The sequence below is a fragment of the Paraburkholderia sp. TE9906 genome (assembly GCF_056279605.1).
On sequence record NZ_JBWCCT010000004.1, the window covers coordinates 633,295 to 658,735 of the forward strand.

21 protein-coding genes and 1 tRNA gene are annotated in these 25,441 nt (G+C 63.4%); 14 read left to right on the forward strand and 8 right to left on the reverse strand.

The features are described 5' to 3' along the window. Nucleotides 1-17: 17 nt before the first annotated feature. The gene (locus ACZ9H4_RS13855) at nucleotides 18-596 is read right to left on the reverse strand and encodes an SCO family protein (protein ID WP_476119277.1); all 579 of its coding nucleotides are present in this window, start codon (nucleotides 594-596) and stop codon (nucleotides 18-20) included. A gap of 490 nt (nucleotides 597-1,086) precedes the next feature. On the opposite strand from ACZ9H4_RS13855, the gene otsB reads away from it, so the two are divergent. Continuing rightward, nucleotides 1,087-1,836 carry a trehalose-phosphatase gene (otsB, locus tag ACZ9H4_RS13860; protein ID WP_408147135.1) on the forward strand — a complete coding sequence of 250 codons (750 nt, stop codon included), beginning with the start codon at nucleotides 1,087-1,089 and terminating at the stop codon, nucleotides 1,834-1,836. Nucleotides 1,837-1,891: 55 nt separating this feature from the next. Then, the gene (gene otsA / locus ACZ9H4_RS13865; RefSeq protein ID WP_476119278.1) at nucleotides 1,892-3,349 is read left to right on the forward strand and encodes an alpha,alpha-trehalose-phosphate synthase (UDP-forming); all 1,458 of its coding nucleotides are present in this window, start codon (nucleotides 1,892-1,894) and stop codon (nucleotides 3,347-3,349) included. Between the two features lie 112 nt (nucleotides 3,350-3,461). Here the strand turns inward: otsA and ACZ9H4_RS13870 are convergent, their stop codons facing one another. Continuing rightward, on the reverse strand, nucleotides 3,462-5,297 hold the full coding sequence (locus ACZ9H4_RS13870; protein WP_408147139.1) for an ABC transporter ATP-binding protein: 1,836 nt from the start codon (nucleotides 5,295-5,297) through the stop codon (nucleotides 3,462-3,464). A 703-nt stretch (nucleotides 5,298-6,000) separates the two neighbouring features. On the opposite strand from ACZ9H4_RS13870, the gene ACZ9H4_RS13875 reads away from it, so the two are divergent. The 3 genes from ACZ9H4_RS13875 (at nucleotide 6,001) to ACZ9H4_RS13885 (ending at nucleotide 8,768) form a co-directional block, all read left to right on the forward strand. Beyond that, nucleotides 6,001-7,065 (forward strand): glycosyltransferase family 4 protein, encoded by a 1,065-nt coding sequence (locus ACZ9H4_RS13875; protein WP_476119279.1) that lies wholly within the window; start codon nucleotides 6,001-6,003, stop codon nucleotides 7,063-7,065. Between the two features lie 232 nt (nucleotides 7,066-7,297). Then, entirely contained in the window at nucleotides 7,298-8,152 is an 855-nt protein-coding gene (locus tag ACZ9H4_RS13880) for a hypothetical protein (protein ID WP_476119280.1), read from the forward strand. Between the two features lie 151 nt (nucleotides 8,153-8,303). After that, nucleotides 8,304-8,768 (forward strand): DUF2214 family protein, encoded by a 465-nt coding sequence (locus tag ACZ9H4_RS13885; protein ID WP_408147148.1) that lies wholly within the window; start codon nucleotides 8,304-8,306, stop codon nucleotides 8,766-8,768. A 180-nt stretch (nucleotides 8,769-8,948) separates the two neighbouring features. Here the strand turns inward: ACZ9H4_RS13885 and ACZ9H4_RS13890 are convergent, their stop codons facing one another. Then, on the reverse strand, nucleotides 8,949-10,826 hold the full coding sequence (locus ACZ9H4_RS13890) for an ABC transporter ATP-binding protein (RefSeq protein ID WP_476119281.1): 1,878 nt from the start codon (nucleotides 10,824-10,826) through the stop codon (nucleotides 8,949-8,951). 211 nt (nucleotides 10,827-11,037) lie between these two features. Between ACZ9H4_RS13890 and ACZ9H4_RS13895 the strand changes: the two genes are divergently transcribed. Beyond that, complete coding sequence (locus ACZ9H4_RS13895) at nucleotides 11,038-11,286, forward strand: hypothetical protein (protein WP_408147152.1); 249 nt, start codon at nucleotides 11,038-11,040, stop codon at nucleotides 11,284-11,286. Between the two features lie 62 nt (nucleotides 11,287-11,348). On the opposite strand, the gene ACZ9H4_RS13900 is transcribed toward ACZ9H4_RS13895, so the two are convergent. The 4 genes from ACZ9H4_RS13900 to ACZ9H4_RS13915 form a co-directional block, all read right to left on the reverse strand. Further along, nucleotides 11,349-11,423 (reverse strand) — tRNA-Val (locus tag ACZ9H4_RS13900). 48 nt (nucleotides 11,424-11,471) lie between these two features. Beyond that, entirely contained in the window at nucleotides 11,472-12,206 is a 735-nt protein-coding gene (dnaQ, locus tag ACZ9H4_RS13905) for a DNA polymerase III subunit epsilon (protein ID WP_408147154.1), read from the reverse strand. 102 nt (nucleotides 12,207-12,308) lie between these two features. Then, the gene (rnhA, locus tag ACZ9H4_RS13910; protein WP_168664348.1) at nucleotides 12,309-12,758 is read right to left on the reverse strand and encodes a ribonuclease HI; all 450 of its coding nucleotides are present in this window, start codon (nucleotides 12,756-12,758) and stop codon (nucleotides 12,309-12,311) included. After that, nucleotides 12,755-13,612, reverse strand: coding sequence for a class I SAM-dependent methyltransferase (locus ACZ9H4_RS13915; RefSeq protein WP_408147157.1), 858 nt, complete (start codon nucleotides 13,610-13,612; stop codon nucleotides 12,755-12,757). The genes rnhA and ACZ9H4_RS13915 overlap by 4 nt, the downstream gene beginning before the upstream one ends. 19 nt (nucleotides 13,613-13,631) lie before the next feature. On the opposite strand from ACZ9H4_RS13915, the gene gloB reads away from it, so the two are divergent. The 7 genes from gloB to ACZ9H4_RS13950 all read left to right on the forward strand — a co-directional run bounded on the left by gloB (nucleotide 13,632) and on the right by ACZ9H4_RS13950 (nucleotide 23,909). Then, complete coding sequence (gene gloB / locus ACZ9H4_RS13920; protein ID WP_408155118.1) at nucleotides 13,632-14,423, forward strand: hydroxyacylglutathione hydrolase; 792 nt, start codon at nucleotides 13,632-13,634, stop codon at nucleotides 14,421-14,423. Between the two features lie 156 nt (nucleotides 14,424-14,579). Next, the gene (locus ACZ9H4_RS13925) at nucleotides 14,580-16,268 is read left to right on the forward strand and encodes a transglycosylase SLT domain-containing protein (protein ID WP_476119282.1); all 1,689 of its coding nucleotides are present in this window, start codon (nucleotides 14,580-14,582) and stop codon (nucleotides 16,266-16,268) included. A 202-nt stretch (nucleotides 16,269-16,470) separates the two neighbouring features. Continuing rightward, nucleotides 16,471-17,712: an MFS transporter gene (locus ACZ9H4_RS13930; protein WP_408155114.1), complete on the forward strand. Its 1,242-nt coding sequence runs from the start codon at nucleotides 16,471-16,473 to the stop codon at nucleotides 17,710-17,712. A 454-nt stretch (nucleotides 17,713-18,166) separates the two neighbouring features. Next, nucleotides 18,167-19,321, forward strand: coding sequence for a glutamine-hydrolyzing carbamoyl-phosphate synthase small subunit (gene carA / locus ACZ9H4_RS13935; protein ID WP_476119283.1), 1,155 nt, complete (start codon nucleotides 18,167-18,169; stop codon nucleotides 19,319-19,321). A 171-nt stretch (nucleotides 19,322-19,492) separates the two neighbouring features. After that, on the forward strand, nucleotides 19,493-22,747 hold the full coding sequence (carB, locus tag ACZ9H4_RS13940; protein ID WP_408155112.1) for a carbamoyl-phosphate synthase large subunit: 3,255 nt from the start codon (nucleotides 19,493-19,495) through the stop codon (nucleotides 22,745-22,747). 155 nt (nucleotides 22,748-22,902) lie between these two features. Further along, nucleotides 22,903-23,379, forward strand: a complete 477-nt coding sequence (gene greA / locus ACZ9H4_RS13945; protein ID WP_408146212.1) for a transcription elongation factor GreA — start codon at nucleotides 22,903-22,905, stop codon at nucleotides 23,377-23,379. Between the two features lie 20 nt (nucleotides 23,380-23,399). Continuing rightward, on the forward strand, nucleotides 23,400-23,909 hold the full coding sequence (locus ACZ9H4_RS13950) for a DUF4149 domain-containing protein (protein ID WP_476119284.1): 510 nt from the start codon (nucleotides 23,400-23,402) through the stop codon (nucleotides 23,907-23,909). Between the two features lie 146 nt (nucleotides 23,910-24,055). Here ACZ9H4_RS13950 and ACZ9H4_RS13955 read toward each other — a convergent pair whose 3' ends face one another. Next, nucleotides 24,056-24,583, reverse strand: coding sequence for a YhbY family RNA-binding protein (locus ACZ9H4_RS13955; RefSeq protein WP_408146216.1), 528 nt, complete (start codon nucleotides 24,581-24,583; stop codon nucleotides 24,056-24,058). A 190-nt stretch (nucleotides 24,584-24,773) separates the two neighbouring features. Here ACZ9H4_RS13955 and ACZ9H4_RS13960 point away from each other — a divergent pair, with 190 nt between their 5' ends. Next, complete coding sequence (locus tag ACZ9H4_RS13960; protein ID WP_121315280.1) at nucleotides 24,774-25,436, forward strand: RlmE family RNA methyltransferase; 663 nt, start codon at nucleotides 24,774-24,776, stop codon at nucleotides 25,434-25,436. The last annotated feature ends 5 nt before the right edge of the window (nucleotides 25,437-25,441 follow it).

Sequence of the window (25,441 nt, forward strand, 5' to 3'; positions counted from 1 at the left end):
ATGGACTCGGGGAAAGGTCAGGAACGGTCATCGATGACACGGCGCAGGTCTTGCGCGATCGTATCGGGCGTGTCGTGATCGGTGGCCAGCAGGCGCGCGTGGCCCTGGCTGTCGAACACGTAAACAGCGGAGCTGTGCGTGACTTCGTAATTGCCGCGAGGGTCGCGCTTTTCCATCTGATAGGCGACGCGGTAACGCTTGGCGAGCGACTCGATCTGCCAGTCGGTGCCGGTCAGCCCTTCGGCATGCTGCGAGTCGAACGCGCCGACGTAATCGCGCAATGCTTGCGGCGTGTCGCGCGCGGGATCGACGGTGATGAACAGGATGCGCACCTTCTGCGCGTCCGGGCCGAGCTTGCCGAGCACTTGCATGAGCCGGCCCATCGTTTCGGGGCAGACGTCGGGGCAATGCGTGTAGCCGAAGTAGACGAGCGCCGCGCGGCCCTTGAACGAATTGCCGGTGACGGGGCGGCCGTCGCCGCCGGTCAGCTTGAAGTCGAGATCCGGCAGATGGCCGGTCACATTGGTCAACTGCCAGGGCTGCGTGCGAGGCGTGCAGCCGCTCAGCGTGGTCAAGGCGGTGAGGGCGCCTATCATCAGGGTCAGCGCGAACCGGCGCGCGGACTGTCGCCGGCGTAATGCGGCGAGAGGCGGATGCGGGTGTCGGGATGCGATGATCGGGAACAAAGCAGGGCTCAATGACTCGATTGAAGAGCGGCACATGACGACGCCGATCCACGGCGCCGCCGGATTCCACCTGATTTTCCTGCGGCGCGTAGGCCGTCATAGTGTGCAAAGATGGCTTCGACGGCGACCGTCTGCGTGGCTGCGACTGTAGCGCAAAATCGCCGGCGGTGTCGCGCAATGCCCACGGCGCGCGGTTCGCCGGGCAATTTGTCGCAGTCGGATGAAAGCCCGTTGAAGCCGGACTGTTCTCTTTTTGAACGCCATCACCGTAAGCCGGCGCGCGCAGCGGCCGCTTGGCCGAAGTCCGGACTTCCGGCTTACTTTCTCGAAAAAATGACGGATGCGCGGTAAGATGCGCACACTTTTCCGGCCGCAGAAGGCTGAAAGGCGAACCTAGGCGATGCAAGCACTTCCGGCTGTTCTGTCTCCGAGTGAGACGGCATTTTTCTTCGACTTCGACGGCACGCTCGTCGAACTCGCACCCACGCCCGACGGCGTGCTGGTGGACCCGCGCGCGCTCGTGCTGCTGGCCGACTTGCGTAATCTGACGAACGGCGCGGTCGCGATCGTGTCGGGCCGCGGCATCGACAGCATCGACGCTTTCCTCGGCATGCCCGATCTGCCGATTGCCGGTTTGCACGGCGCCGAGCGGCGCGACGCGAATGGCGATACGCAGCGCATCGGTTTCCATGACGAGCGGCTCCTTCGCATGGAGCAGGTGCTCGCGCAGGTCGTCAACGAACATCCGGGCATGCTGCTCGAGATAAAGGGCGCGGCGCTCGCGCTGCATTACCGCAATGCGCCGGACCGCGAGCCGGTCGCGCGCGAGGCGACCCAGCGGCTGGTCGCCGATTATCCCGACGCTTACGTATTGCAGCCGGGCAAGATGGTCTACGAAATCAAGCCGAAGGACGTCGACAAGGGGCGCGCGATGCGCGCGTTCCTCGACGAGCCGCCGTTCGTCGGCCGCCAGCCGGTGTTCGCCGGCGACGATCTGACCGACGAGAAAGGCTTCGCCGTCGTCAACGAGCGCGGTGGGCTGTCAATCAAGGTCGGCGCGGGCGAGACGATGGCGCATACGCGCATCGAGTCGGTTCCGGCGCTGCTCGACTGGCTCGAATCGATTGTCGCGGCGGCGCGCGCAGCATGATGCCGGCGCCGCATCGTTTGACGCAAACAACGCACTGCATCGGGAATCGCGCTTCATGAGCCGACTGATCATCGTATCGAACCGGGTGGCCCCGATCTCGGAGGGCGGGCCGGCGGCGGGCGGGCTGGCGGTCGGCGTGTATGACGCGCTGAAGGAAACCGGCGGCATGTGGTTCGGCTGGAGCGGCGACGTGCTCAGCTCCGGCCAGCCGCAGATCAAGATCGAGGAGCGTGGTCCCGTGACCTTCGCGACCGTCCCGCTGATGCGCCGCGACTACGACCAGTACTACCGTGGCTTTTCGAACGCCACGCTATGGCCGGCGTTCCACTATCGCGCCGACCTGCTGCAATATGACCGGCACGACTTCGAAGGCTACTGCCGCGTCAATGGCTGGCTCGCGCAGCAACTGGTGCCGCTGCTGCGCGAAGACGATGTGATCTGGGTCCACGACTATCATCTGATCCCGTTCGCGCAGGCATTGCGTGCGGCCGGTGTGAAGAACCGCATCGGCTTCTTTCTGCATATTCCATTTCCGGCTTCGCAGGTGCTGCTGGCCGTGCCGCCGCATCGCGAGCTGGTCGAGGCCTTGTGTTCGTTCGATCTGCTCGGCTTCCAGACGGAGCCGGATCTGCGCGCGTTCGGCGACTACATCGTCAACGAAGCGCAGGGCACGGTCGACGTGTCGGCCCGCGGCCCGCAGACTATCCACGCGTTCGGCCGAACGTTGCGCGCTGCGGCTTATCCGATCGGCGTCTATCCGGACGAGATCGCCGAACTCGCGACAGCGGGCGAGCGCGGCAAGCCTGTGCGCACGATGAAGGCGACGCTGCATTCGCGCAAGCTGATCATGAGCGTGGACCGCCTCGACTATTCGAAGGGGTTGGTCGAACGTTTTCGCGCGTTCGAACGTCTGCTCGAGCACGTGGCCGCGCAACGCAACAAGGTGTCGTTCCTGCAGATCGCGCCGCCGACGCGCGCCGATATGCACGCGTATCAGGACATCCGCCTGCAGCTCGAAGGCGAGTCGGGGCGCATCAACGGACGCTTCGCCGAACTGGACTGGACGCCGATTCTCTACATCCACAAGCAGTACGAACGCTCGGTGCTGGCTGCGCTGTTTCGCACCGCGCACGTCGGCTACGTCACGCCGTTGCGCGATGGGATGAACCTCGTCGCCAAGGAATACGTGTCGGCGCAGGATCCGGAGAATCCCGGAGTGCTGGTGCTGTCGCGCTTTGCCGGCGCGGCGCAGGAGCTGGAGGGGGCGCTGATCGTCAATCCGGCCGACATCGACGGCATGGCCGAGGCGCTCGCCAATGCGCTCGCGATGCCGCTCGCGGAACGTCAGGCGCGCTATCACGACATGATGGTGCAGTTGCGCGAGAACAATGTGTCGGTGTGGCGCGATAACTTCATGCGCGACCTGCAGAGTGTGGAGAGTGCGAAGTCCGGCAGAAGCAGGAAGGTGAGGGCAGGCTCGAGGCAGACGGTGCGCGACAGCGTGGAGCAATAGCGACAGCATCAGGAATAGCCGCCGGGCCTTCTGATCGCCCAGCCTGAAAAACAGAAAAGCCGCTCACGTGAGCGGCTTTTTCTTTGGCTGATAACTTCGCGCGGCGCGCCGTTCAGACCACGTGCTGTTCGTCGACCTTCTTGCCGCCGATGTGCAGCGTCGTACCTTTGCCGTACTGCTTCGCGAGCAGGTCGCGATACAGGCCCGGGCGCTGGCGCAGCTCTTCCGGGCTGCCGTCGTCGATCACCTTGCCGGCGCTCATCACGATGATGCGGTCGAAGTTGTTCAGCGTCGACAGCCGGTGCGCGATCGCGATCACCGTGCGGCCGACCATCAGCCGGTCGAGCGCCTTCTGGATTGCTTCTTCCGAGGCGCTGTCGAGCGCCGAGGTGGCCTCGTCGAGCAGCAGGATCGGCGCGTTTTTCAGAATCGCCCGCGCAATCGCGATCCGCTGACGCTGGCCGCCCGACAGCTTCACGCCACGGTCGCCGACGATCGTGTCGTAGCCTTCCGGCATCGCTTCGATGAAGTCCGAGCAACGCGCTTCGCGCGCGGCCGCGAGCACTTCCTCACGGCTCGCGTCGGGGCGCCCGTAAGCGATGTTCTCGTACACCGTGCGATGGAACAGCGAAATGTCCTGCGGCACCAGCGCGATCGTGTGGCGCAGGCTGTCCTGCGTGACCGCCGCGATGTCCTGGCCGTCGATCCTGATCGCCCCGCCCTGCGTTTCGTAGAAGCGCTGCAACAGTGCCAGCACAGTGGACTTGCCCGCGCCCGACTTGCCGATCAGGCCGACCCGCTGGCCGGGTTCGATATGCAGGTCGAAGTGATCGAGAATCGGACGGCGGCGCGGGTAGGCGAACGTCACGCCTTCGAAATCGACCCGGCCGCCTTGCGGCACGAGTTCGGTCGAATCGTCGCGATCCGGCATGCCGTGCGGTTCGAGCAGCGTGCGCACGGCTTCCGCGAGCCGCGCGACGTGCTGCGTAACGTCGACGAGCGCGACGGCCAGGTCGCGCGTGCCGTGCAGAATCGTGAAGCCAAGCGAGCTGACGAGCACGATGTCGCCCGAGGTCGCCTTGCCTTGATCCCACAGCCACAGCGCCCAGCCCAGCAGGCCCGCCGACAGCAGCGCGGTGATCACCGCATGCAGCAGGCGCAGCTTCTCCAGATAGAGCAGGCTTTGCTGGCGCGCGTCCATCTCGGCCTTGACCGTTGCGCCGAAGCGCTGCTGCTCGCGAAACGTCATGCCGAACGCGCGCACGAGACCCATGTTGCTGATCACGTCGACCAGTTCGCCGTCCACCGACGCCGCCCTGGTGGCGAAATGGTGATGGCGCGCCGAGCCGCGCCCCGCGAGCTTGTACAGCACCACCGACAGAATCGCCGAGCACAGCATCAGGCCGCCGGCCATGAGCGGATTCACTGCGATGATCATGACGATTGCACCGAGCACCGCGATGCACGGCGGCAGCACGTTCCAGGCGGTGGTGTTCTCGGCGGTGTAGACGGCGTTCGAGGTCGCCGTGATCCGGCTCGCGAGCATGCCGGGCTGCTTCTCGGAGTAGTAGCTCGGCGAGTGTCCGCTCAGGTACTGAAACAGGTCGCGCCGCAGGTCGCCGGTCACGGCGACGAACGTATGCGCGGCGACCCAGCCGCCGACCCGCCACAGCAGGTTGTCCGCGGCGATCAGACCGACGAGGATGGCGAACGCCCCCCACAGCGGACCGGGATGATGCCGGCCTTCGCCGAGCACGTCGATCAGATGTTTGATCGCGTATTGCGAAGCGAGCGCACAGCCCACGGCCGCAAACACGCTGCACAGTACGATCGCATGCGCGAGCGGATGGCGGCGGATAAAGCGGAAGAGAAACGCAAGCGGCCGGTGCGCATAGCTCGCGAGCTTTGCGTTCTGGGCGTTACGCTGGGCGAGGGTTAATTGTTCCAATTGATCGTGAGGTCGAGGTGTTTCGGGTTGTGCATGCAATGCGCGGGCCACGGGAAAAAATGGATTCGCCGCGAAGCCGATGCTTCGCATTGTAAACATGCAAAAGCGATTGCGCCCTGTGTATCCGGGCATTGGCGCGATTGATTTCGCGATAGACCTCCGCGCCCCGCAGTTGCGGGACCCGCTGATGGGCGAGTGGTTCACGCAGGTGACGGACAAATTCAAGATATAATTACAGATTGCATTCAACCGCGCTGCGGCATTTCTTCAACGTGTGCCGGCAAAGTTGACGCAAGAGCTTACAGATGCCGCATTCGCGGTCGCTGCCGCAAGCCAGTTGCCACTGTAGAACTGTCTTATAAAACAAGGGTTTGCAAAGTGTTTCGCGTTTGTAACAACGTAAAGACTTTGAAATGTTGTGGTGCAGCGAGAATCCCGGCACCGATAATGCATGCTCTGTAGAGCCCGGCAAGCCTGGAAAAATCTGACAGTTTGTCAACGCAGGTCTCACGTGTGCGTTTACTCGCACATGCGCAGACGGTGACCGGCCAGTCTGGGCTCACTCCCAAGCGATCCATCGCAGGATTTCTCGAAAGAATCAGGCCCGCCCCGGCATGTCCGGCCAGACGGCCCTGGCGAGCAAGCGAGTCGCTTTTACCAAACGCAGTACTTTTGCCTGATTTTTTACTAGGAGTTCTCCATTATGCGAATCGCTCAAATCGCTCCGCTGCACGAGGCGGTTCCTCCCAAGCTGTATGGTGGTACGGAACGCGTGGTGTCCTATCTGACCGAGGCACTGGTCGAGCAAGGCCACGACGTCACGCTCTTCGCGAGCGGCGATTCGCAAACTTCGGCGAAACTCGAAGCCTTCTGGCCGCAGGCGCTGCGCCTCGACCCGACGATCCGCGACGTGATGGCGCCGCACATGCTGCTGCTCGAAGAAGTGCGCCGCCGCGCGGACGAATTCGACGTGCTGCATTTCCACATCGACTACTACCCGTTCTCGCTGTTCGCGCGCCAGCCGGTGCCGTTCGTCACGACGCTGCACGGCCGTCTCGATCTGCCGGAACTGCAGCCGATCTTCAACACGTTCAACGATGTGCCGGTGGTGTCGATCTCGGACAACCAGCGCACTCCGCTGCCGCAAGCGAACTGGCTGCAAACCGTTTATCACGGTCTGCCGGAAAACGTGCTCACGCCGATCAAGGGCGTCGAGCCGGGCTACCTCGCATTCCTCGGCCGCGTCTCGCCGGAGAAGGGTCTCGACCGTGCGATCCGCATCGCCGGCCAGGCAGGCATGAAGCTCAAGGTCGCCGCCAAGATCGACAAGGCCGATCGCGCCTATTACGAAGAAGTGATCAAGCCGCTGATGGCGCTCCCGCACGTCGAATACATTGGCGAAATCGGCGAAGCCGAAAAGCGTGAGTTCCTCGGCAACGCGCATGCACTGGTGTTCCCGATCGACTGGCCGGAGCCCTTCGGTCTGGTGATGATCGAAGCCATGGCTTGCGGTACGCCGGTGATCGCGTTCAACCGCGGTTCGGTGCCGGAAGTGATCGAGAACGGCGTGTCGGGTTTTGTCGTCGAAGACGAAATCAGCGCGGTCGCGGCACTCAAGCGCCTGCACACGCTGCCGCGCGCCGGAGTGCGCAAGGCGTTCGAAGCGCGCTTCTCGTCGAAAGTGATGGCGAAGAGCTACGTCGCTACCTACGAAGAACTGCTGCGTCAGAAGCACCGCACGGTGCTGCGCGAAGTCAACGCGAACTGATCCCTAGCAATTCAGGCGACTGAAAGAGCGCTTCGCGGCGCTCATCAGTGCCACCAGCAACGCCCCGTGAGCCAGCGCTCACGGGGCGTTGTTGCATGCGCGCCGCGTTTTTTGCAATGTGTGGACGAAAGTAGACTGTTCGTGCCGGTAAGAATGAGCCACTCTCGGTAATATCCCTATAATGGCCGTGCCGCAAATTTGGCTGCGGCGCCGCCGACGACAGGAGGATGCCTTGGCGAGAACGAAAGAGACGCGAGCGAATGCCGCGCCTGGCGCCGGAACGATTTTCGCGTTACGCGCCATCGGTCTCGTGCTTGTCGCTCGCTGGCTTTTTTCGATGGCGCAGATGGATCTCGGCGCTGCGCTGTCGGCGATGGTGTCGTCGCCGTGGGCGTGCATCAACCTGGTTTTCCTGTTCCTGCTGATTTTCCTGCCGGGCGCGCGCGCCGTGGCCGAGCGTCCGTTTCATCCGTTGCCACAATGGCTGCGGCAGGCGCTGCGTCTGTTCGCTTTCCTCGGGTTTGTATTCGCGCTCTGGTCGGTCGGCGCATTTGTGGCAAGCGCCGGCTGGCGGCGCGCCGTGCAAGCGGTGGCGGCCACCAACGGCTGGTTGCTGGTCGCGCCGCTCCTGTACGCGGCGGTGCTGTGGATCTGCCGGCCGCGCCCGCTGTGGCGGACCAATATCGCCGCGCGGCGTTTTGCGATCGGCCGTTATGCGGTGGCGCTCGATCCGGCCACGCGTACCGTGATCGTATGGGCCGAGCGTCGCAAGGTGGGGCAGTACGACGCGCGTGAGCTGTCCGTGCGGTGGGCTGCGGGGCAAGACCGCCGGCCCACGCCGGCACCGACCCCCGCAGTCGCGTTCGGTGCGATGGGCGAGCCGGGCGCCACCGGCGCGCCGCTAGGTTCGGTCGCGGCCCCGGCACTCGTGCGCGGCGCGTTCGGCCGCCGTCCAGGAGTCGAATTGTTGTGGGATTCGCCGGCCGCCGCGGGCCACAATCGGCAAACCGTATTTCGCGCCACGCTGACGACCGAGGGCGATCGGGTCGCCGCTCGCGCGCTTGACGCAACTCTGCGGCAAGTCTGAAGCTGCATGCTTTGTGCAGTCGGTCACATCGTGTGGCCGATCGGCACGTCGTCAATCGAGCCTTGGCCGATAATGAAGTCATGGTGCCCGGCCGTTCAGCGCGGGTGAGTGGACATACATCGATCGTGTCGCGTCCTTTGCAGGAGTCGCTATGCTGGTTCGCTGGTTGCTTGCCGCCCTTCATCTGCTCGCTTACGGGTTTGCGCTCGCGTCGATTCTACGACGCACCTGGGCGCTGCGCCGCGCGTCCGTGCCGGCCGCCTTGCGCTCCGTATTTCGCGCGGATACCCGGTGGGGACTGTCCGCGCTGGTGTTGATCATCACCGGCTTGATGCGCGTTTTTGGCGGCTACGAGAAGGGTGCGGACTACTATCTTCACGAGCCGCTCTTTCACGTCAAGATGACGCTGCTCGTGCTGATTCTGATCTTCGAAGTGCCGTCCATGCTCGCGCTGATGCGCTGGCGCGCGTCGATCCGCAAAGGCACTCCGCCGAATCTGAAAAAAGCGCGTTCGTATGCGCGCTACAGCGTGATCCAGACGGTGTTGCTGGTGCTGATGGTGTTTGCGGCAACGGGGATGGCGCGCGGTATCGGCTTGCCGGTCGGTGCGGTGTAGGCGGGCGTCAGCGGCGGCAAGGCGAAGCGAAGCGGGGCGTGACGGGCGCAGTCGCGTGCAGGACATCGCGTGCACGGCAATGTGAAGGCCGTGCACGCGCGCAGCACCGGCAGAACCTGCCTTTCCACGGCTCACATGTGTCGAGCCGCCTGGCGTCCCGCCACACATGCTTGCTGCAATTTACTTTCCCACCAGCAAGCTTGCATCGTCCATCCGATCCGCCTTGGACCCGGTGGTCCCACGCATGAGCTCCGATTCGCCGAGGCCCTTGACGAGTTCCAGCGCCTGGCGTTCGAACAGGCGTCGGTACAAGCCGTTCTCGCGTCTGATCAGCGCGTCGTGACTGCCTTCCTCGATCACCTTGCCCTTGTCCAGCACCAGTAGTCTGTCCAGCGCACGCACGGTGGACAGGCGGTGCGCGACCACCAGCGTCGTACGGCCGATCATCAGCCGCTCCATCGCCTGCTGGATCAGCACTTCGCTTTCGCTGTCGAGGCTCGACGTCGCTTCGTCCAGAATCAGGATCGGGGCGTCGGCGAGGAAAGCCCGCGCGATCGCGACGCGCTGACGTTCCCCGCCCGAGAGCTTGACGCCGCGTTCGCCGACCAGCGTGTCATAGCCATTGGGCAGCGCACTGATGAAGCCATGCGCACTCGCGAGTTGCGCGGCCCGCTCGATCTCGGCGCGGCTTGCGCCGGGCCGCGCATAGGCGATGTTCTCGGCGAGCGAGCGGTGAAACAGCACCGGCTCCTGCTGAACGATCGCGATCTGGCTGCGCAGCGACGCTTGCCGCACCTGCGCGATGTCCTGGCCGTCGATCGTGATCCGGCCGCCGGAAATATCGTAGAGGCGCTGGATCAGCTTGATGAAGGTCGTCTTGCCCGACCCCGAATGCCCGACCAACCCGACGCGCTCCCCCGGCGGGATGCGCAGGGAAAAGTTGTCGTAGAGCGGCTGGTCGTGCACGCCGTAGTGGAAGCTGACGTGCTCGAAGCGGATCTCGCCCTGGCCAATTGCGATCGGATCCGCGCCGGGGCGGTCTTCGATGCCGAGCGGCTGGCTCTCCAGCGCGACCAGTTCTTCCATGTCGTTGACCGAACGTTGCAGGTTGCGGATGTGCATGCCGACATCGCGCAGATAGCCTTGCAGCATGAAGAACATCGTCAGCGCGAAGGTGATGTCGCCGACGCTCGCCTCGCCGCGTGCCCACAGCAGCAGCGCCACACCGAGAATGGCAGCCTGGATCGCCGCCAGCATGCCGCCCTGAACGCCGCCGTTGATCGTGCCGCGCACCCATGTGCGGCGCGTGCGGTGACGCCACTTGCCGATCACGCGCTGAAGCAGCGCTTCCTCGCGTTCTTCCGCGCCGAAAGCCTTCACCACGCCGTTGCAGCTGACCGCATCCGCGAGCGCGCCGCCCATGCGCGTGTCCCATGCGTTCGCGAGGCGCGCGGCCGGCGCGACGAAGCCGAGCGACATGGCCACGGTCACGGCGATATACAGCAGCGAGCCGACCCCGACGACCACGCCCATCATCGGCCAGCGCCAGCCGAGCAGCACGGCGGCGCCGATCAGCATGGCCAGCGACGGCAGTAGCGCGATCAGGAGCGTGTCGTTGAGCAGGTCGAGCGCCCACATGCCGCGCGTGATCTTGCGCACGGTGGAGCCGGCAAAGCTGTTGGCGTGCCAGTCGGTCGAAAAGCGTTGCACGCGATGAAACGCGTTCGCGGCGATCTCGCTCATCATCTTCAGCGTGAGCCGGATGATGTTGAAGTACACGCCCTGGCGAAGCAGCGTCGCGCCGAGGCCGAGCGCGGCCAGCACGCAGAAGGCCGTGATCGCCGCGCGCCAGGCGCTCTCGTTGCCGGCCGGGCCGGAGGCGATTGCGTCGACGAGGCGTCCGGCGAACACCGGCGTGAGCACGTCAGCCAATGCCGAACACAGCACCAGCGCCGCGATGACGACGATGCGCCACGGCTGTTGCGCCCAGTGATTGAAGGTGAAACCGAGGACATCCTTGAAGGCTTGTCCGCGAAAGTCGAGTTTTTTGTTAGCCATTTGCCACGACCCGGCGACGCATGAACGCACCGAGGTTCCAGTCAGAAGCGAAGGGACGAGACAGTCAAGCGTGCCGGCATGCACCGGAAATGCGACTCTGGGCTGTCTGGGATCTGCTCGTTACGCCCTTCCGGGCGCACTCGCACATGCGACGGGCCGACGACGTTTAAGGTCGTGAGGGCGATCGCGAGACCATGCGAGGGAGAGCGGTATGCACTGCGAACATGTGACGCCTCCCTTTTGGTCGAATGAGATGGAGAAGATGGGCGGCGCGAATGCACCGGAAACCAACTATATCAGCAGTATCCGGCAGTCGCAAACTTACGAAGTTCCGGTGTCGACGGTGAAACCCGATGACGAAATCCGTCGCGAAAAGGGTATTCGTATCCGTACGCGCCGAACCGCGCTCGACCCAATTGAAGATCGAAAAACGCCGCTTCAAAACCCGGACGAAAAATAGAAAAGGGCTTATGCATTTCTGCATAAGCCCTTTAGTCTTCGGTGATCGACACACCAAAATTCTGGTGGGTAGTACTGGGATCGAACCAGTGACCCCTGCCGTGTGAAGGCAGTGCTCTACCGCTGAGCTAACCACCCGAAGAGATTGAAATTATGTCAGTGATTTTCGCTTTCGTCTAGTCTTTTTTAAGTAATCTGCTCATTTTCTGCGGGAGCGGGTTCGAGGCGCCAAACGCTCGTGCCCTTGACCGCTTTGTCGAGACCATCGAGCACCGCCTGGTGAGCAGCAACTTCGTCGTCGCTGGCGGCGATGACGACCAGCTCCAGCGACTCGAGCGCGACACGCGGCGCATGCGCATCGCTACCCGCATGCGATTCGCCGAGCATGTCGATGACGAGGCTCTCCTGGCCGCGCGTCATCGCCAGATAGACTTCGGCGAGCAGCTCCGAGTCGAGCAGTGCGCCGTGCAGCGTACGGTGGGCGTTGCTGACGCCGAAGCGGTCGCACAGCGCATCGAGCGAGTTGCGCTTGCCGGGGAACATCTGCTTGGCGCGCGCGAGCGTATCGATGATCTCGCCGCAGTAGGTGCTTACCTTCGGCAAGCCGAGCAACGCGAATTCGGCATCGAGAAAGCCAATGTCGAACGGCGCGTTGTGAATGATCAGGTCCGCGCCCTGGATGAAGTCGCGAAACTGATCGGCGATCTCGCCGAACTTCGGCTTGTCGCTGAGGAATTCCGTGGTCAAGCCGTGCACGGCCAGTGCGCCCGGATCGCTGTCGCGTTCCGGATTGATGTAGAAGTGCAGGTTGTTGCCGGTGAGCCGGCGGTTCACCAGCTCGACGCAACCGAGTTCGAGGATCCGGTCGCCGGTGCGGGCATTCAGGCCGGTGGTTTCGGTATCGAGGATGAGTTGACGCATGTCGGATTAGCCTGCCTCAGAAAATTGCAGCGAAGAAAAAGAGCGGCGAAAAGAGTGGCGAAAAGAGTGGCGCCAGGAATTGCAAAGCGGTGCGCGCGATGCTCATCCGATTTGCGCGAGTGACGCGACGCCGCGATTGGCCAGTTGATCGGCGCGTTCGTTTTCCGGGTGTCCGCTGTGTCCGCGCACCCAGCGCCATTCGACTTCGTGCTGCGCGACGAGCGCGTCGAGCCGCTTCCACAGGTCGGCGTTCTTCACAGGCTGCTTTGCCGCAGTGATCCAGCCTTTCTTTTTCCAGCCGTGAATCCATTCGCTGATGCCTTTCTGCACATACTGCGAGTCGGTGTGCACGACCGCCTTGCAGGGGCGCTTGAGCGCTTCGAGCGCGGCGATCACGCCCATCAGCTCCATGCGATTGTTGGTCGTGTTGGCTTCGCCGCCGAACAGTTCTTTTTCCTGGTCGCCGAAGCGCAGCAACGCGCCCCAGCCGCCGGGGCCGGGGTTGCCCTTGCAGGCGCCGTCGGTATAAATGTCGATGAAATCGGGAGTCATTGAGTGTGGTTGCGTGTGTTCGGAGTGGCGGCGGGCGCGAGGCCCGGTGCGAGCACGGGTTTCTTCACTTTTAGCGGACCGACGAGGCGCATGCCGCGCACGCGCTTGATCGCCTTGATCATGTAAGTGGCGCCGAAGATCGGCCACCAGCGGTCGCCGGCGGCTTCCATGAAGCCATAGCGGGCGAGCCATTGCTCGCTGCCGAGCGGCGGACGATAGCAGCCGAAGCGCCCGCGTTCAAGGTCGAAGCCCAGCAGCTTGATCCAGTCTTTCAGGCGCGTGAAGGCGATCAGATCGACTGCGGCAGGCACGAACGGCCGGCCGGTCATCTTGCCGACCGATTGCCGCGCGCCCCAGAGCGACAGCGAGTTGAAACCGAGAATGATCAGCTGGCCTTCGGGCATCAGCACGCGCTCGGCTTCGCGCAGCAGCCGGTGCGGGTCACTCGTGAATTCCAGCGTGTGCGGCATCACGATCAGATCGACGCTCTGTGCTTCGAACGGCAGATCCAGCAGGTCGCACCACACCGCGCTGCGGCCGGCCGGCGCGGGCAGGCCCGCCGACCCGGCCGACGCGGCGCCGCGGTTCGATCCATGGCGAGTGCCGGCATGCGTCAGGCCGCGCGGAAAAGCGTAGGGCGCGCTGGCGCCGCTCGCGGCGTCGAGCACGAGGCCGCGGCACGGCATGCGGTTCTCGCGCAATGCATCGAGTTGTGGCAGGCCGAGTTGCAGCGCATGATAGCCGAACACGTCCGACACCACGCGGTCGAGCTGAGTCTGCTCCCAGTCGAGCACGTAGCGGCCAGGCGGTGAGTCGGTCCAGGCGGGCCAGTCTATAATTGCTCGGTCAGTCATATCAAAGAATGCGTCGCCTATGAATGCGCTCGAGTACGTACCGGTCCCGGCGTTTGAAGACAATTACATCTGGGTCGTTTCCGACGGACACCATGCAGTCGTCGTCGATCCGGGTGAGGCGGCCCCCGTGCGTGCCTATCTGGCGAAACGCGGATGGCAGCTGAGCGCTATTTTACTCACGCACCATCATCAAGACCACGTCGGTGGGGTGGCCGATCTGCTGAATGGCCAGGCCGTGCCGGTCTACGGCCCCGCCGGTGAAGCAATCGAGCATCTCACACACCGTCTCGAAAATGGCGACCACGTGTCGATCGCGACGCCCGCGCTCGAATTGAGCGTGCTCGACGTGCCCGGTCACACGAGCGGCCACATCGCGTATTTTCAGGCCGCCGATTCGCGCGGCACGCCGCACGTCTTTTGCGGTGACACGCTGTTCGCGTGCGGCTGTGGCCGGTTGTTCGAAGGCACGCCGAAGCAGATGCTCGCTTCGCTGGACGCGCTCGCCGCGCTGCCCGGCGCGACCGAGGTCCACTGCGCGCACGAGTACACGTTGTCGAACATTCGCTTCGCGCTCGCCTGCGAGCCGGACAATGCCGAGCTCCAGGCCTGGCGCGACAAGGCGAGCGAGCTGCGGGCGCGCCACGTGCCGACGCTGCCGACGACCATCGCCCACGAGCGCGCGGTGAATCCGTTCCTGCGCGCGGACCAGCCGGCGGTGCAGGCGAGCCTGCAGGAGCAGCTGCATGAAAAGGTGTCCGATCGGCTGACGGCGTTTACATTGATGCGCGAATGGAAGAACCGCTTTCGCTGATCCGCACCGCATTAGCCGCTCTTCACGCTAAAAATCGGAAAAATTCGCCAAGCCCAAGATTTCCTTGATTTTTTTACTAAGTTTCCGATTGACGTAAACGTTGCCGTTTCGTACTATCGGCTGCAAATTCCAGCCCTTGTGGAAGCCGAGACGTTCATGCGATTTATCTTCAGTGCGTTATTGGTCCTGACACTCGCCGCTTGCGCGAGTCAAGGACCGACAACGAGCAGTTCCACCGCAACCAATCCCGCCAGCCAGCAAGCCGTAGCCGACGCACTTCGCAAGACAGCCACCGCTAAAGAAACGATCAACGTCGATCAGGGTTCGGTCAGTCAGTTGACCAGCTCGGACGCCGATCTGTGGGGCCGTATTCGCCGCGGTTTCCAGATGCCGGACCTGCAGACCGACCTCGTCGACATGCAGGCCAACTGGTATGCCCAGCGTCCCGATTACGTGCAGCGCATGACCGAGCGCTCGCAGAAGTACCTCTATCACATCGTCGAAGAGCTCGAAGCGCGGCATATGCCGACCGAACTCGCGCTGCTGCCGTTCATCGAATCCGCGTATAGCCCGCAGGCGTTGTCGGTCGCGAAAGCCGCCGGCATGTGGCAGTTCATGCCGGGCACCGGGCGCACCTACAACCTCAAGCAGAACATGTGGCAGGACGAGCGCCGCGACGTGCTGGCGTCGACCAGCGCCGCGCTCGACTATCTGTCGCGTCTGCATGACATGTTCGGCGACTGGCAGCTCGCGCTCGCCGCGTACAACTGGGGCGAGGGCAACGTGCAGCGCGCGATCGCGCGCAACGAGGCGGCGGGTCTGCCCACCGACTACCTCAGCCTGCGCATGCCGAACGAGACGCGCAACTACGTGCCGAAGCTGCAGGCGGTCAAGAACATCGTGATGAACCCGCAGGTCTACGGGCTCACGCTGCCGTCGATTCCGAATCACCCGTATTTCGTCACGGTGACCACGTCGCACGACATCGACGTGGAGATGGCCGCGAAGCTCGCGAATCTGTCGACGGATGAATTCCGCTCGCTGAACCCGTCGTTCAGGAAGCCGGTGATTCTGGGCGCAACGCAGCCGCAGATCCTGCTGCCGTTCGACAACGCCAGCGCATTCGAACGCAACCTGAAGGCGTATTCCGGCTCGCTTTCGTCGTGGACCACGTACACGGTCGACCAGCGCGCGACGCCCGCGGCGATCGCGCAGAAGATCGGCGTCGACGCCGACACGCTGATGGAAGTGAACAAGATTCCGGCTGGCATGCGGCTGAAGCCCGGCTCCACGATCGTGGTCCCGCGCGCTTCGGACGACGACGAAGACATCAGCGCCGACGTCGCCGAAAGCGCGGTGCTGGCGATGGAGCCCGACGTCCCCGATACTCGCAAGATGCTGATCCGCGTGCGCCGCAATCAGTCGATGGCGGCGATCGCGGTGCGTTACGGCGTGTCGGTCGGCCAGTTGAAAGCGTGGAACCGCACGCGTCGCGATCAGGTGTCGCGTGGCCAGGTGATCGTGTTGCACGTGCCGGTCGGCAAGGCCATGCCGAGCGAGCCGGGTCCGGAGCGCATCGCAACCGACGTTCAGGGCGGCGGCGTCGAGAAGATCGGCACCCGTGTCGCAGACACGCGCAGCGAATCGCGCCACGATAAAAAGAAGGGTCGTGGCCGGTACGTGATGAAGGTCGCCGACCCGGTAGGGAAGGTCAGCAAGCCGACGGCATCCAGTGCCAGCAAGGTCAAGGTGGCCAAAGTGTCGGCTTCCACGTCCAGCAAGGCGTCGAAGGCCACGGCAGAGAGCCGCCCGAAGACCGTGGCCAACGCGAAGAAGAGTAAGTAGACCAATAGCGGCTCCCACGGTAGTGACCACATGCGTTGCGGGGGCAGCGCATGAATTGCGCTCCGATCACGCACCGTGTTTATTCCAACGCCGTCACCTGTGGTGACGGCGTTTTTCATTCCGCCGCGCATTTCAAGGCGAATCGCGCGTATTTCCTTTATCTTTCGTGCTTTGGCCACGTCGGTCGTTCCTAGCGAAGCTTATGTCGTCGACTCAACTGCGCGTCTTTCTCCTGTTTTCCGCGGGCTACTTCGTTTCTTATGTGTTTCGCGGCGTCAATCTCGGCTTCGCGCCGTTCATCACGCACGACCTCGGTTTGTCGGCCACCGATCTGGGCTTGCTGACGAGCCTGTATTTTCTCGGCTTCGCAGGCGCGCAGATTCCGGCCGGCGTGCTGCTCGATCACTTCGGCGCGCGCCGGGTGACGGCCGCCACGTTGCTGTTCGCCGCATCGGGCATCTGGGTGTTCGGCGCCGCGCAAGGCGTCGGCATGATGATGGTCGGGCGGCTGCTGATCGGCGTCGGCGTGTCCGTGTGTCTTGGCGCGGCTTTCAAGGCCTTGGCGCAGCATTTCGCGACGGCGCGCTTGCCGCTGATGAACGGGCTGGTGATGGCGATCGGCGGTTTCGGCGGCGTGATGGTGGGCTCGCCGCTGACGTGGGTGCTGGGTTTCGCCAGTTGGCGTTCGGTCTGTATCGGACTGGGGCTGCTGACCGTGCTGGTCGCTCTCGCGCAATGGATGCTCGCGCCGGACACGAAGGAGAGCCACCACCAGGCAAGCCTCGGCGCGCAGTTCAAGGGCACCTTGCATATTCTGCGCAGCGCGGCGTTCTGGAAGATCGCGTCGTTCTCGGTCGTCACGCAAGGCGTCTTCTATGCGATGCAGTCGCTCTGGGTCGGCGCGTGGCTGCGCGACGTGCAGGGTTTCGAGCCGCACGAAGCCGCCGCGCTGGTGTCGATTCTGGGCTTCGCGATGATGGCCGGCTGCGTCGGTTTCGGCGCGGCGGCGCGCAGCCTCGAACGGCGCGGCATCTCGCTGAATGCGTTTTGCGGCGTCGGCATGGCGCTGTTTGTGCTGACGCAGTTGCTGATCATGTTCAAGGCGCCGCTGCCCGCAGGCCTTTTGTGGGCGGCATATGGGATATTCGGCGGCACCGGCATTCTCAGCTACGCCGTGATGGCCCGGCATTTCCCGGCGCAGATGATTGGCCGGGTGAACACCACGCTGACCCTGATCATTTTCCTTCTGATTTTCGGCTTCCAGGTCGGCGTCGGCGCAGTCCTGTCGCACTGGCCGGCGAGCGGCGGGCATTATCCGCAGGCCGCGCACATGACCGCGTGGGGAATTCTGGTGGCGCTGCAGGTGCTGAGCGCAATGTGGTACGCGTTACCCACCCGGAAGACGGCTCGGCCGTCCGAAGTGGGCGCCGAGCAGCAGGCGTGAGCCCCGCGGCTCGGCAGTCCGCCCGGCGCGCGTAAATTCAACGGTGCCACTCCGATTCGCATCGTGCAAATTTTTGTTTGATGGCGGACAGCCTTGTCCCGCAAGGCTTTGGGCGCGTTGTCCAGACCCATTCCCATGCCGGTTTGCCATCTCGGATTTGGAGGGAAGGGCGTTTTCAGGCTATAATTTCAAGGTTTGAGCTTATCAACCCGCACCCTAGCGCCTACCTCTCCCATACCGTTCATCCGCCGCGCGCCATTGGCGTAGCAAGAAGGGCCCCCGCGTCTGGCCGATCCGTCCGCTCAATGGATGCATCGGACCCATCGCACACCCCTTGCAACGTCCAACAGCAGGTCGCGAGCGAGTCTGCGCGCGCATCCCGTGGATGTGTTTCGCTGCGGCTCGCAGTCGGATAGGCAGGTCGGCAACAGGGTGTTCCCCCAAGGAGTCTCCCGTGTTGCCGTCATTTTCTCCCGCTCTGCTCGCGCTCGCCGACGGCACGGTCTTTCGTGGTTACTCGATCGGCGCCCCCGGGCATACCATCGGCGAAGTCGTGTTCAACACCGCTATCACCGGCTATCAGGAAATCCTGACTGACCCGAGCTACGCGCGCCAGATCGTGACCCTCACGTATCCGCATATCGGCAACGTCGGTGTGAACGCCGAAGACGTCGAAGCTACGAAAGTCCATGCCGCCGGCCTGATCATTCGCGATCTGCCGGTCCTCGCGTCGAACTTCCGCATGGAGCGCACGCTCCCGCAATACCTCCAGGACGAAGGCGTGGTCGCCATCGCCGGTCTCGACACCCGCATGCTGACTCGCGTGCTGCGCGACAAGGGCGCGCAGAACGGCGCGATCCTGGCGGGCTCGGACGACGAGGCCAAGGCCATCGAACTCGCCCGTTCGTTCCCCGGCCTTTCGGGCATGGACCTCGCGAAGGTCGTCTCGACGAAGGAAACCTACGAGTGGACCCAGACCGAATGGCGTCTGGGCACCGGCTACGGCAGGCAGAATGCGCCGAAGTACCGTGTGGTGGCGTTCGACTACGGCGTCAAGTTCAACATCCTGCGCATGCTGGCCGAACGCGGCTGCCACGTCACCGTGCTGCCGGCGCAGGCGAGCGCGGCCGACGCGCTGGCGCTCAACCCGGACGGCGTGTTCCTGTCGAACGGCCCCGGCGATCCGGAGCCGTGCGACTACGCGATCGCGGCTACGAAAGAACTGATCGAGCGCGGCATTCCGACTTTCGGCATCTGCCTCGGCCACCAGATCATGGGCCTCGCGGTCGGCGCAAAGACCATGAAGATGAAGACCGGCCACCACGGCGCGAATCATCCGGTGAAGGATCTGGACGACGGCCGCGTGGTCATCACGTCGCAGAACCACGGTTTCGCGGTCGATGCCGACACGCTGCCGGCCAACGCGCGCGCCACGCACTTGTCGCTGTTCGACGGCACGCTGCAAGGCTTCGCGCTGACCGACAAGCCGGCGTTCTGCTTCCAGGGTCACCCGGAAGCATCGCCCGGCCCGCACGACATCGCTTATCTGTTCGACCGCTTTACCGCGTTGATGGACGCGCAGAAGGGCGGCAAGAGCGCAGCGGCTTAAGACAGCGCAGCGGCCTCGCGCCGCAGGCCCGCTTCAGCGGTAGCCCGGCGGCGCGAGGCGCCTCGTGCGCATAGACGGCGAGCCGCAAAGAACAGAGCAAGGCAGAGCGCGCGCAACGTAACAACGCCGCGCGCCGACAGAAGAATTCAGGAATACATTAGCGAGAGCGTTATGCCCAAGCGGACAGACATCAAGAGCATCCTCATCATCGGCGCGGGTCCGATCATCATCGGCCAGGCGTGCGAGTTCGATTACTCGGGCGCGCAGGCATGCAAGGCGCTGCGTGAGGAAGGCTACAAGGTCATTCTCGTCAACAGCAATCCGGCGACGATCATGACCGACCCGAACACGGCCGACGTGACCTACATCGAGCCGATCACGTGGGAAGTGGTCGAGCGCATCATCGCGAAGGAGCGCCCGGACGCGATCCTGCCGACGATGGGCGGCCAGACCGCGCTGAACTGCGCGCTCGATCTGCACGCGCACGGCGTGCTGGAGAAGTACGAGGTCGAGCTGATCGGCGCATCGCCGGAAGCGATCGACAAGGCGGAAGACCGCCAGAAGTTCAAGGACGCGATGACCAAAATCGGTCTCGGTTCGGCCAAGTCGGGCACCGCGCATTCGATGGAAGAAGCGTTGCAGGTGCAGGCTGATATCGCAGCGCAAACCGGCAGCGGCGGCTATCCGGTCGTGATCCGTCCGTCGTTCACGCTGGGCGGCTCGGGCGGCGGCATCGCGTACAACCGCGACGAATTCGAAGAGATCTGCAAGCGCGGTCTGGACCTGTCGCCGACGCGCGAGCTGCTGATCGAAGAGTCGCTGCTCGGCTGGAAAGAGTACGAGATGGAAGTGGTCCGCGATACCAAGGACAACTGCATCATCGTCTGCTCGATCGAAAACCTGGACCCGATGGGCATCCACACCGGCGACTCGATCACCGTCGCGCCGGCGCAAACGCTGACCGACAAGGAATATCAGATCCTGCGTAACGCGTCGCTCGCCGTGCTGCGCGAGATCGGCGTCGATACGGGCGGCTCGAACGTGCAGTTCTCGATCAATCCGAAAGACGGCCGGATGATCGTGATCGAAATGAACCCGCGCGTGTCGCGCTCGTCGGCGCTGGCGTCGAAGGCGACCGGCTTCCCGATCGCCAAGGTCGCGGCCAAGCTGGCAGTGGGCTACACGCTCGACGAACTGAAGAACGAAATCACCGGCGGCCAGACCCCGGCCTCGTTCGAACCGACGATCGACTATGTCGTCACCAAGATTCCGCGTTTCGCTTTCGAGAAATTCCGCGAAGCCGATTCGCGCCTGACCACGCAGATGAAGTCGGTCGGCGAAGTGATGGCGATCGGCCGCACCTTCCAGGAGTCGTTCCAGAAGGCGCTGCGCGGTCTCGAAGTCGGCGTCGACGGTCTGGATGAAAAGACCGATAACCGCGACGAGATCATCCGCGAGATCGGCGAAGCCGGTCCGGACCGCATCTGGTACGTCGGCGACGCGTTCCGCGTCGGCATGACGGCCGCAGAAATCTTCGAAGAGACCGCGATCGACCCGTGGTTCCTCGCGCAGATCGAACAGATCATCCTGAAGGAAAAGGCGCTGGCCGGCCGCACGCTCGCGAGCCTCTCGAAGGAAGAGCTGAAGTACCTGAAGCAGAGCGGCTTCTCGGATCGCCGTCTGGCCAAACTGCTCGGCGCGAAGCCGGCGGACGTGCGTCAGCGCCGTATCGAGTTGAACGTGCGCCCGGTGTACAAGCGCGTCGACACCTGCGCGGCCGAGTTCGCCACGAAAACCGCGTACATGTACTCCACGTACGAAGAAGAGTGCGAAGCGAACCCGACCAACAACAAGAAGATCATGGTGCTGGGCGGCGGCCCGAACCGGATCGGCCAGGGCATCGAGTTCGACTATTGCTGCGTGCACGCCGCGCTCGCGATGCGCGAAGACGGCTACGAAACGATCATGGTCAACTGCAACCCTGAGACCGTTTCGACCGACTACGACACCTCCGATCGTCTGTACTTCGAATCGCTGACGCTCGAAGACGTGCTCGAAATCGTCGACAAGGAAAAGCCGGTCGGCGTGATCGTGCAATACGGCGGTCAGACGCCGCTGAAGCTCGCGCTCGATCTCGAAGCGAACGGTGTGCCGATCGTCGGCACGTCGCCGGACATGATCGACGCCGCCGAAGACCGCGAGCGTTTCCAGAAGCTGCTGCAGGACCTCGGTCTGCGCCAGCCGCCGAACCGCACCGCGCGCGCGGAAGACGAAGCGCTCAAGCTCGCCGACGAAATCGGCTACCCGCTGGTGGTGCGTCCGTCGTACGTGCTCGGTGGCCGCGCGATGGAAATCGTTCACGAGCCGCGCGACCTCGAGCGCTATATGCGCGAGGCCGTGAAGGTGTCGAACGATTCGCCTGTGCTGCTCGACCGCTTCCTGAACGACGCGATCGAATGCGACGTGGATTGCATCTCGGACGGCGAAGCGGTGTTCATCGGCGGCGTGATGGAGCACATCGAACAGGCGGGCGTCCACTCGGGCGACTCGGCTTGCTCGCTGCCGCCGTATTCGCTGTCGCAGGAAACCGTCGCTGAACTGAAGCGCCAGACCGGCGCGATGGCGAAGGCGCTGAACGTGGTCGGGCTGATGAACGTGCAGTTCGCGATCCAGCAGGTCCCGCAGGCGGATGGCTCGAAGGAAGACATCATCTACGTGCTCGAAGTGAATCCGCGTGCGTCGCGTACGGTGCCGTACGTGTCGAAGGCGACCAGCCTGCCGCTCGCGAAGATCGCGGCGCGTGCGATGGTCGGCCAGAAGCTCGCTGACCAGGGCGTGACGAAGGAAATCGATCCGCCGTACTTCAGCGTGAAGGAAGCCGTGTTCCCGTTCGTCAAGTTCCCGGCCGTCGACCCGGTGCTCGGACCGGAAATGCGTTCGACCGGCGAAGTGATGGGCGTGGGCCAGACGTTCGGCGAGGCGCTCTTCAAGTCGCAGCTCGCGGCGGGTTCGCGTCTGCCGGAGTCGGGCACGGTGTTGTTGACCGTGATGGACGCCGACAAGCCGAAGGCTGTCGAAGTCGCGCGCATGCTGCACGAACTCGGTTATCCGATCGTCGCGACCAAGGGCACGGCTGCTGCGATCGAAGCGGCCGGCGTGCCGGTGAAGGTCGTCAACAAGGTGAAGGACGGCCGTCCGCACATCGTCGACATGATCAAGAACGGCGAGATCGCGCTGGTCTTCACGACCGTCGACGAAACGCGCGCCGCGATCGCCGATTCGCGTTCGATTCGCATGAGCGCACAGGCGAACAAGGTCACGTACTACACGACGATGTCCGGCGCACGGGCTGCAGTGGAAGGTTTGCGCTATCTGAAGAACCTGGAAGTCTATGATTTACAAGGACTCCATGCTCGCCTAAACTAAGGCTTCGAGTTTCTGTCTCAGGATGTACGTGCCGCGGTTAAGCGGCGTTCCGCAGGTGCTGGGGCCGGAGTTATGCTCCATGGCACTGGTCCCTGCGGAATGCACTTAACCGCGGTGATTTTTTTTACGGCTGTTTTTTGCCTCTAGAGTTGTTTATGAGCACTATTCCATTGACTAGGCGCGGCGCGGACATGTTGCGCGACGAATTGCAGCGGCTGAAATCGGTCGAACGTCCGGCAGTGATCAATTCGATCGCGGAAGCGCGTGCGCAGGGCGATCTGTCGGAAAACGCGGAATACGACGCTGCGAAGGAAAAGCAGGGCTTTATCGAAGGCCGGATTGCCGAGATCGAATCGAAGCTGGCTGGCGCGCAGGTGATCGACCCGTCGAAGGTGGACGCGGACGGCCGCGTGGTGTTCGGCGCGACGCTGGAACTGGAAGACCTGGAGTCGGGTGCGTCGGTCAAATATCAGATCGTCGGCGACGACGAAGCGGACATCGACCATGGCCTGATTTCGATCAGCTCGCCGATCGCGCGCGCCTTGATCGGCAAATCGGAAGGCGACGTTGCGTCGGTGCAGGCGCCGGGCGGCGTGCGCGAATATGAAATCATCGCGGTTAGCTACGTTTGAGGGTGGCCCGGGAGTCCCAGATGCCACATCGATTTTTCCGTCTTTTGACGGTGGTGTGGGTCGGTAGTCTGCTGACTATCGGCTATGCCGTCGCGCCAGTGCTGTTCACGTCGCTCGACCGGATCTCGGCAGGCGCAGTGGCGGCACAACTATTTCGCATTCAGGGCGTGGTGGGAGTGGTGTGCGGCATTTTGCTGCTGGGTCTCGCGAATGTGCTGGTTCGCCGCGGCAGTGAGGCTTATCGCCGTTTGCGCTGGCTGATCGCCGGCATGCTGGTGTGTGTGCTGGTGGGTTACTTCGCGCTGCAGCCGTTCATGAATGCGATGCGCGAGGCCGCACTCGAAGCGGGCACCGACGTCGGGCATTCGGTTTATGCGGCACGCTTCGGTATGCTGCACGGCGTGTCGAGCGTGTTCTATCTGATCGAAAGCCTGCTTGGCGTGGCGCTCGTGTGGAAGCTGCCGGCGAGCATCGATACCGCGACGACGGAGCAGGGCGCTCGCGGTGCTGCGGGGAAAATGGCGGGCTGAGGCGGGTTGGGCAGGTACTGCTTGCGCTTGCTAGCCGCTCTTTCCGATTTCTGTGATTTTGCCGAACCCGCTTGTGCGGGCATCCCGCCGCGTTTCAAGCCAGCGTTGTTCAAGGTGCAGACCTTCCCGCACCTCTTGCCACCTGCTTACTTCGACGACTGATGCGAGCGCTTCGCGCTGGTTTGACGCTTCTTGGCACGCTTGATGTTGCCGCCTTGCGTGACGCGTTCATTGCCGCGCACAACGACCGCTTTTGCCTTCGGCTTGCGCATCGGAATTTCACTGGGTTTGACGACCGTCACGACGCGTGGCGCGCGACCCTTGCCAGGCTTGGCTTCAACGGCTGCTTCGCGGGCGCTCGGCAGGGCGCCGCGCTTTGTCTTCACGGCCGGTTGAGCCGATTCCGGCTTCCAGATCACGAGCAGCTTGCCGATGTGCTGGATCGGCGCGGCGCTCAGCTTGTCGCAAATCTCTTCATAGATCGCGATGCGTTCTTCGCGTTCGTCGCCGAACACGCGGATTTTGATGAGCTGATGAGCGCCAAGGTGGACCTTGATCTCGGAGAGCACAGCGTCGGTCAAGCCTTCGGCGCCGACGAGCACGACCGGTTTGAGCGCATGTGCCTGGGAGCGCAACTCGGCGCGTTGGTCGGAAGAGACTTTGAGGGCGGGCATGGAAAGTGGGAGACTCGACTAAAATGGCGGCACCTGCGTTCCCGATCGATTTGCTCGATCGGTCGATTCAACAGGGCGGCGCGTCAGAACAACAGAATCGCGGATGACCGTCAGTTTGGCGGTGGCCGCGCGAATTAACCGCGTATTATCCCCTAAAGCGCGTCACCACGCAGCAAGAGTTCAATCTTTAATGGCAAAAAACAAGTTCAATACCGCGTGGCTGCATGACCACATCAACGATCCGTACGTGAAAATGGCGCAGCGGGAGGGTTATCGCGCCCGCGCAGCCTACAAGCTCAAGGAAATCGACGAGCAGGACAAGCTGATCCGTCCGGGGCAGGTGATCGTCGACCTCGGCTCCACGCCCGGCAGCTGGAGCCAGTACGCGCGCAACAAGCTCGCCAAAGGCTCGCAGCGCGATGCAGAGCGCGAAGGCGGTATCGACGGCACGATCATCGCGCTGGATCTGTTGCCGATGGAGCCCGTGGCCGACGTTCATTTCATCCAGGGCGACTTCCGTGAAGACTCGGTACTGGGCCAACTGGAAGAATTGGTTGGAGAACGCCAGGTTGACCTTGTAATTTCGGACATGGCGCCCAACCTGTCGGGAGTGGCGGTGGCGGATGCCGCGCGAATCGAGCATTTATGCGACCTCGCGCTGGAATTCTCACAAAATCACCTGAAACCGGATGGTGCCCTTTTAGTCAAATGCTTCCACGGCAGCGGTTATAGCCAGATTGTCGAAAAGTTCAAGCGTCAGTTCAAGGTGGTGGCGGCCCGCAAGCCGAAAGCGTCGCGGGATAAGTCGTCAGAAACGTTTATTTTGGGTAAGCATCTCAAGCGGCCCGCATAGGGGGC

Coding starts and splice junctions, on each gene's coding strand:
- ACZ9H4_RS13855 (WP_476119277.1), bottom strand. CDS start 596: ATGATAGGCGCCCTCACCGCCTTGACCACGCTGAGCGGCTGCACGCCT.
- otsB (WP_408147135.1), top strand. CDS start 1,087: ATGCAAGCACTTCCGGCTGTTCTGTCTCCGAGTGAGACGGCATTTTTC.
- otsA (WP_476119278.1), top strand. CDS start 1,892: ATGAGCCGACTGATCATCGTATCGAACCGGGTGGCCCCGATCTCGGAG.
- ACZ9H4_RS13875 (WP_476119279.1), top strand. CDS start 6,001: ATGCGAATCGCTCAAATCGCTCCGCTGCACGAGGCGGTTCCTCCCAAG.
- ACZ9H4_RS13885 (WP_408147148.1), top strand. CDS start 8,304: ATGCTGGTTCGCTGGTTGCTTGCCGCCCTTCATCTGCTCGCTTACGGG.
- ACZ9H4_RS13890 (WP_476119281.1), bottom strand. CDS start 10,826: ATGGCTAACAAAAAACTCGACTTTCGCGGACAAGCCTTCAAGGATGTC.
- ACZ9H4_RS13895 (WP_408147152.1), top strand. CDS start 11,038: ATGCACTGCGAACATGTGACGCCTCCCTTTTGGTCGAATGAGATGGAG.
- dnaQ (WP_408147154.1), bottom strand. CDS start 12,206: ATGCGTCAACTCATCCTCGATACCGAAACCACCGGCCTGAATGCCCGC.
- rnhA (WP_168664348.1), bottom strand. CDS start 12,758: ATGACTCCCGATTTCATCGACATTTATACCGACGGCGCCTGCAAGGGC.
- ACZ9H4_RS13915 (WP_408147157.1), bottom strand. CDS start 13,612: ATGACTGACCGAGCAATTATAGACTGGCCCGCCTGGACCGACTCACCG.
- gloB (WP_408155118.1), top strand. CDS start 13,632: ATGAATGCGCTCGAGTACGTACCGGTCCCGGCGTTTGAAGACAATTAC.
- ACZ9H4_RS13925 (WP_476119282.1), top strand. CDS start 14,580: ATGCGATTTATCTTCAGTGCGTTATTGGTCCTGACACTCGCCGCTTGC.
- ACZ9H4_RS13930 (WP_408155114.1), top strand. CDS start 16,471: ATGTCGTCGACTCAACTGCGCGTCTTTCTCCTGTTTTCCGCGGGCTAC.
- carB (WP_408155112.1), top strand. CDS start 19,493: ATGCCCAAGCGGACAGACATCAAGAGCATCCTCATCATCGGCGCGGGT.
- greA (WP_408146212.1), top strand. CDS start 22,903: ATGAGCACTATTCCATTGACTAGGCGCGGCGCGGACATGTTGCGCGAC.
- ACZ9H4_RS13950 (WP_476119284.1), top strand. CDS start 23,400: ATGCCACATCGATTTTTCCGTCTTTTGACGGTGGTGTGGGTCGGTAGT.
- ACZ9H4_RS13955 (WP_408146216.1), bottom strand. CDS start 24,583: ATGCCCGCCCTCAAAGTCTCTTCCGACCAACGCGCCGAGTTGCGCTCC.
- ACZ9H4_RS13960 (WP_121315280.1), top strand. CDS start 24,774: ATGGCAAAAAACAAGTTCAATACCGCGTGGCTGCATGACCACATCAAC.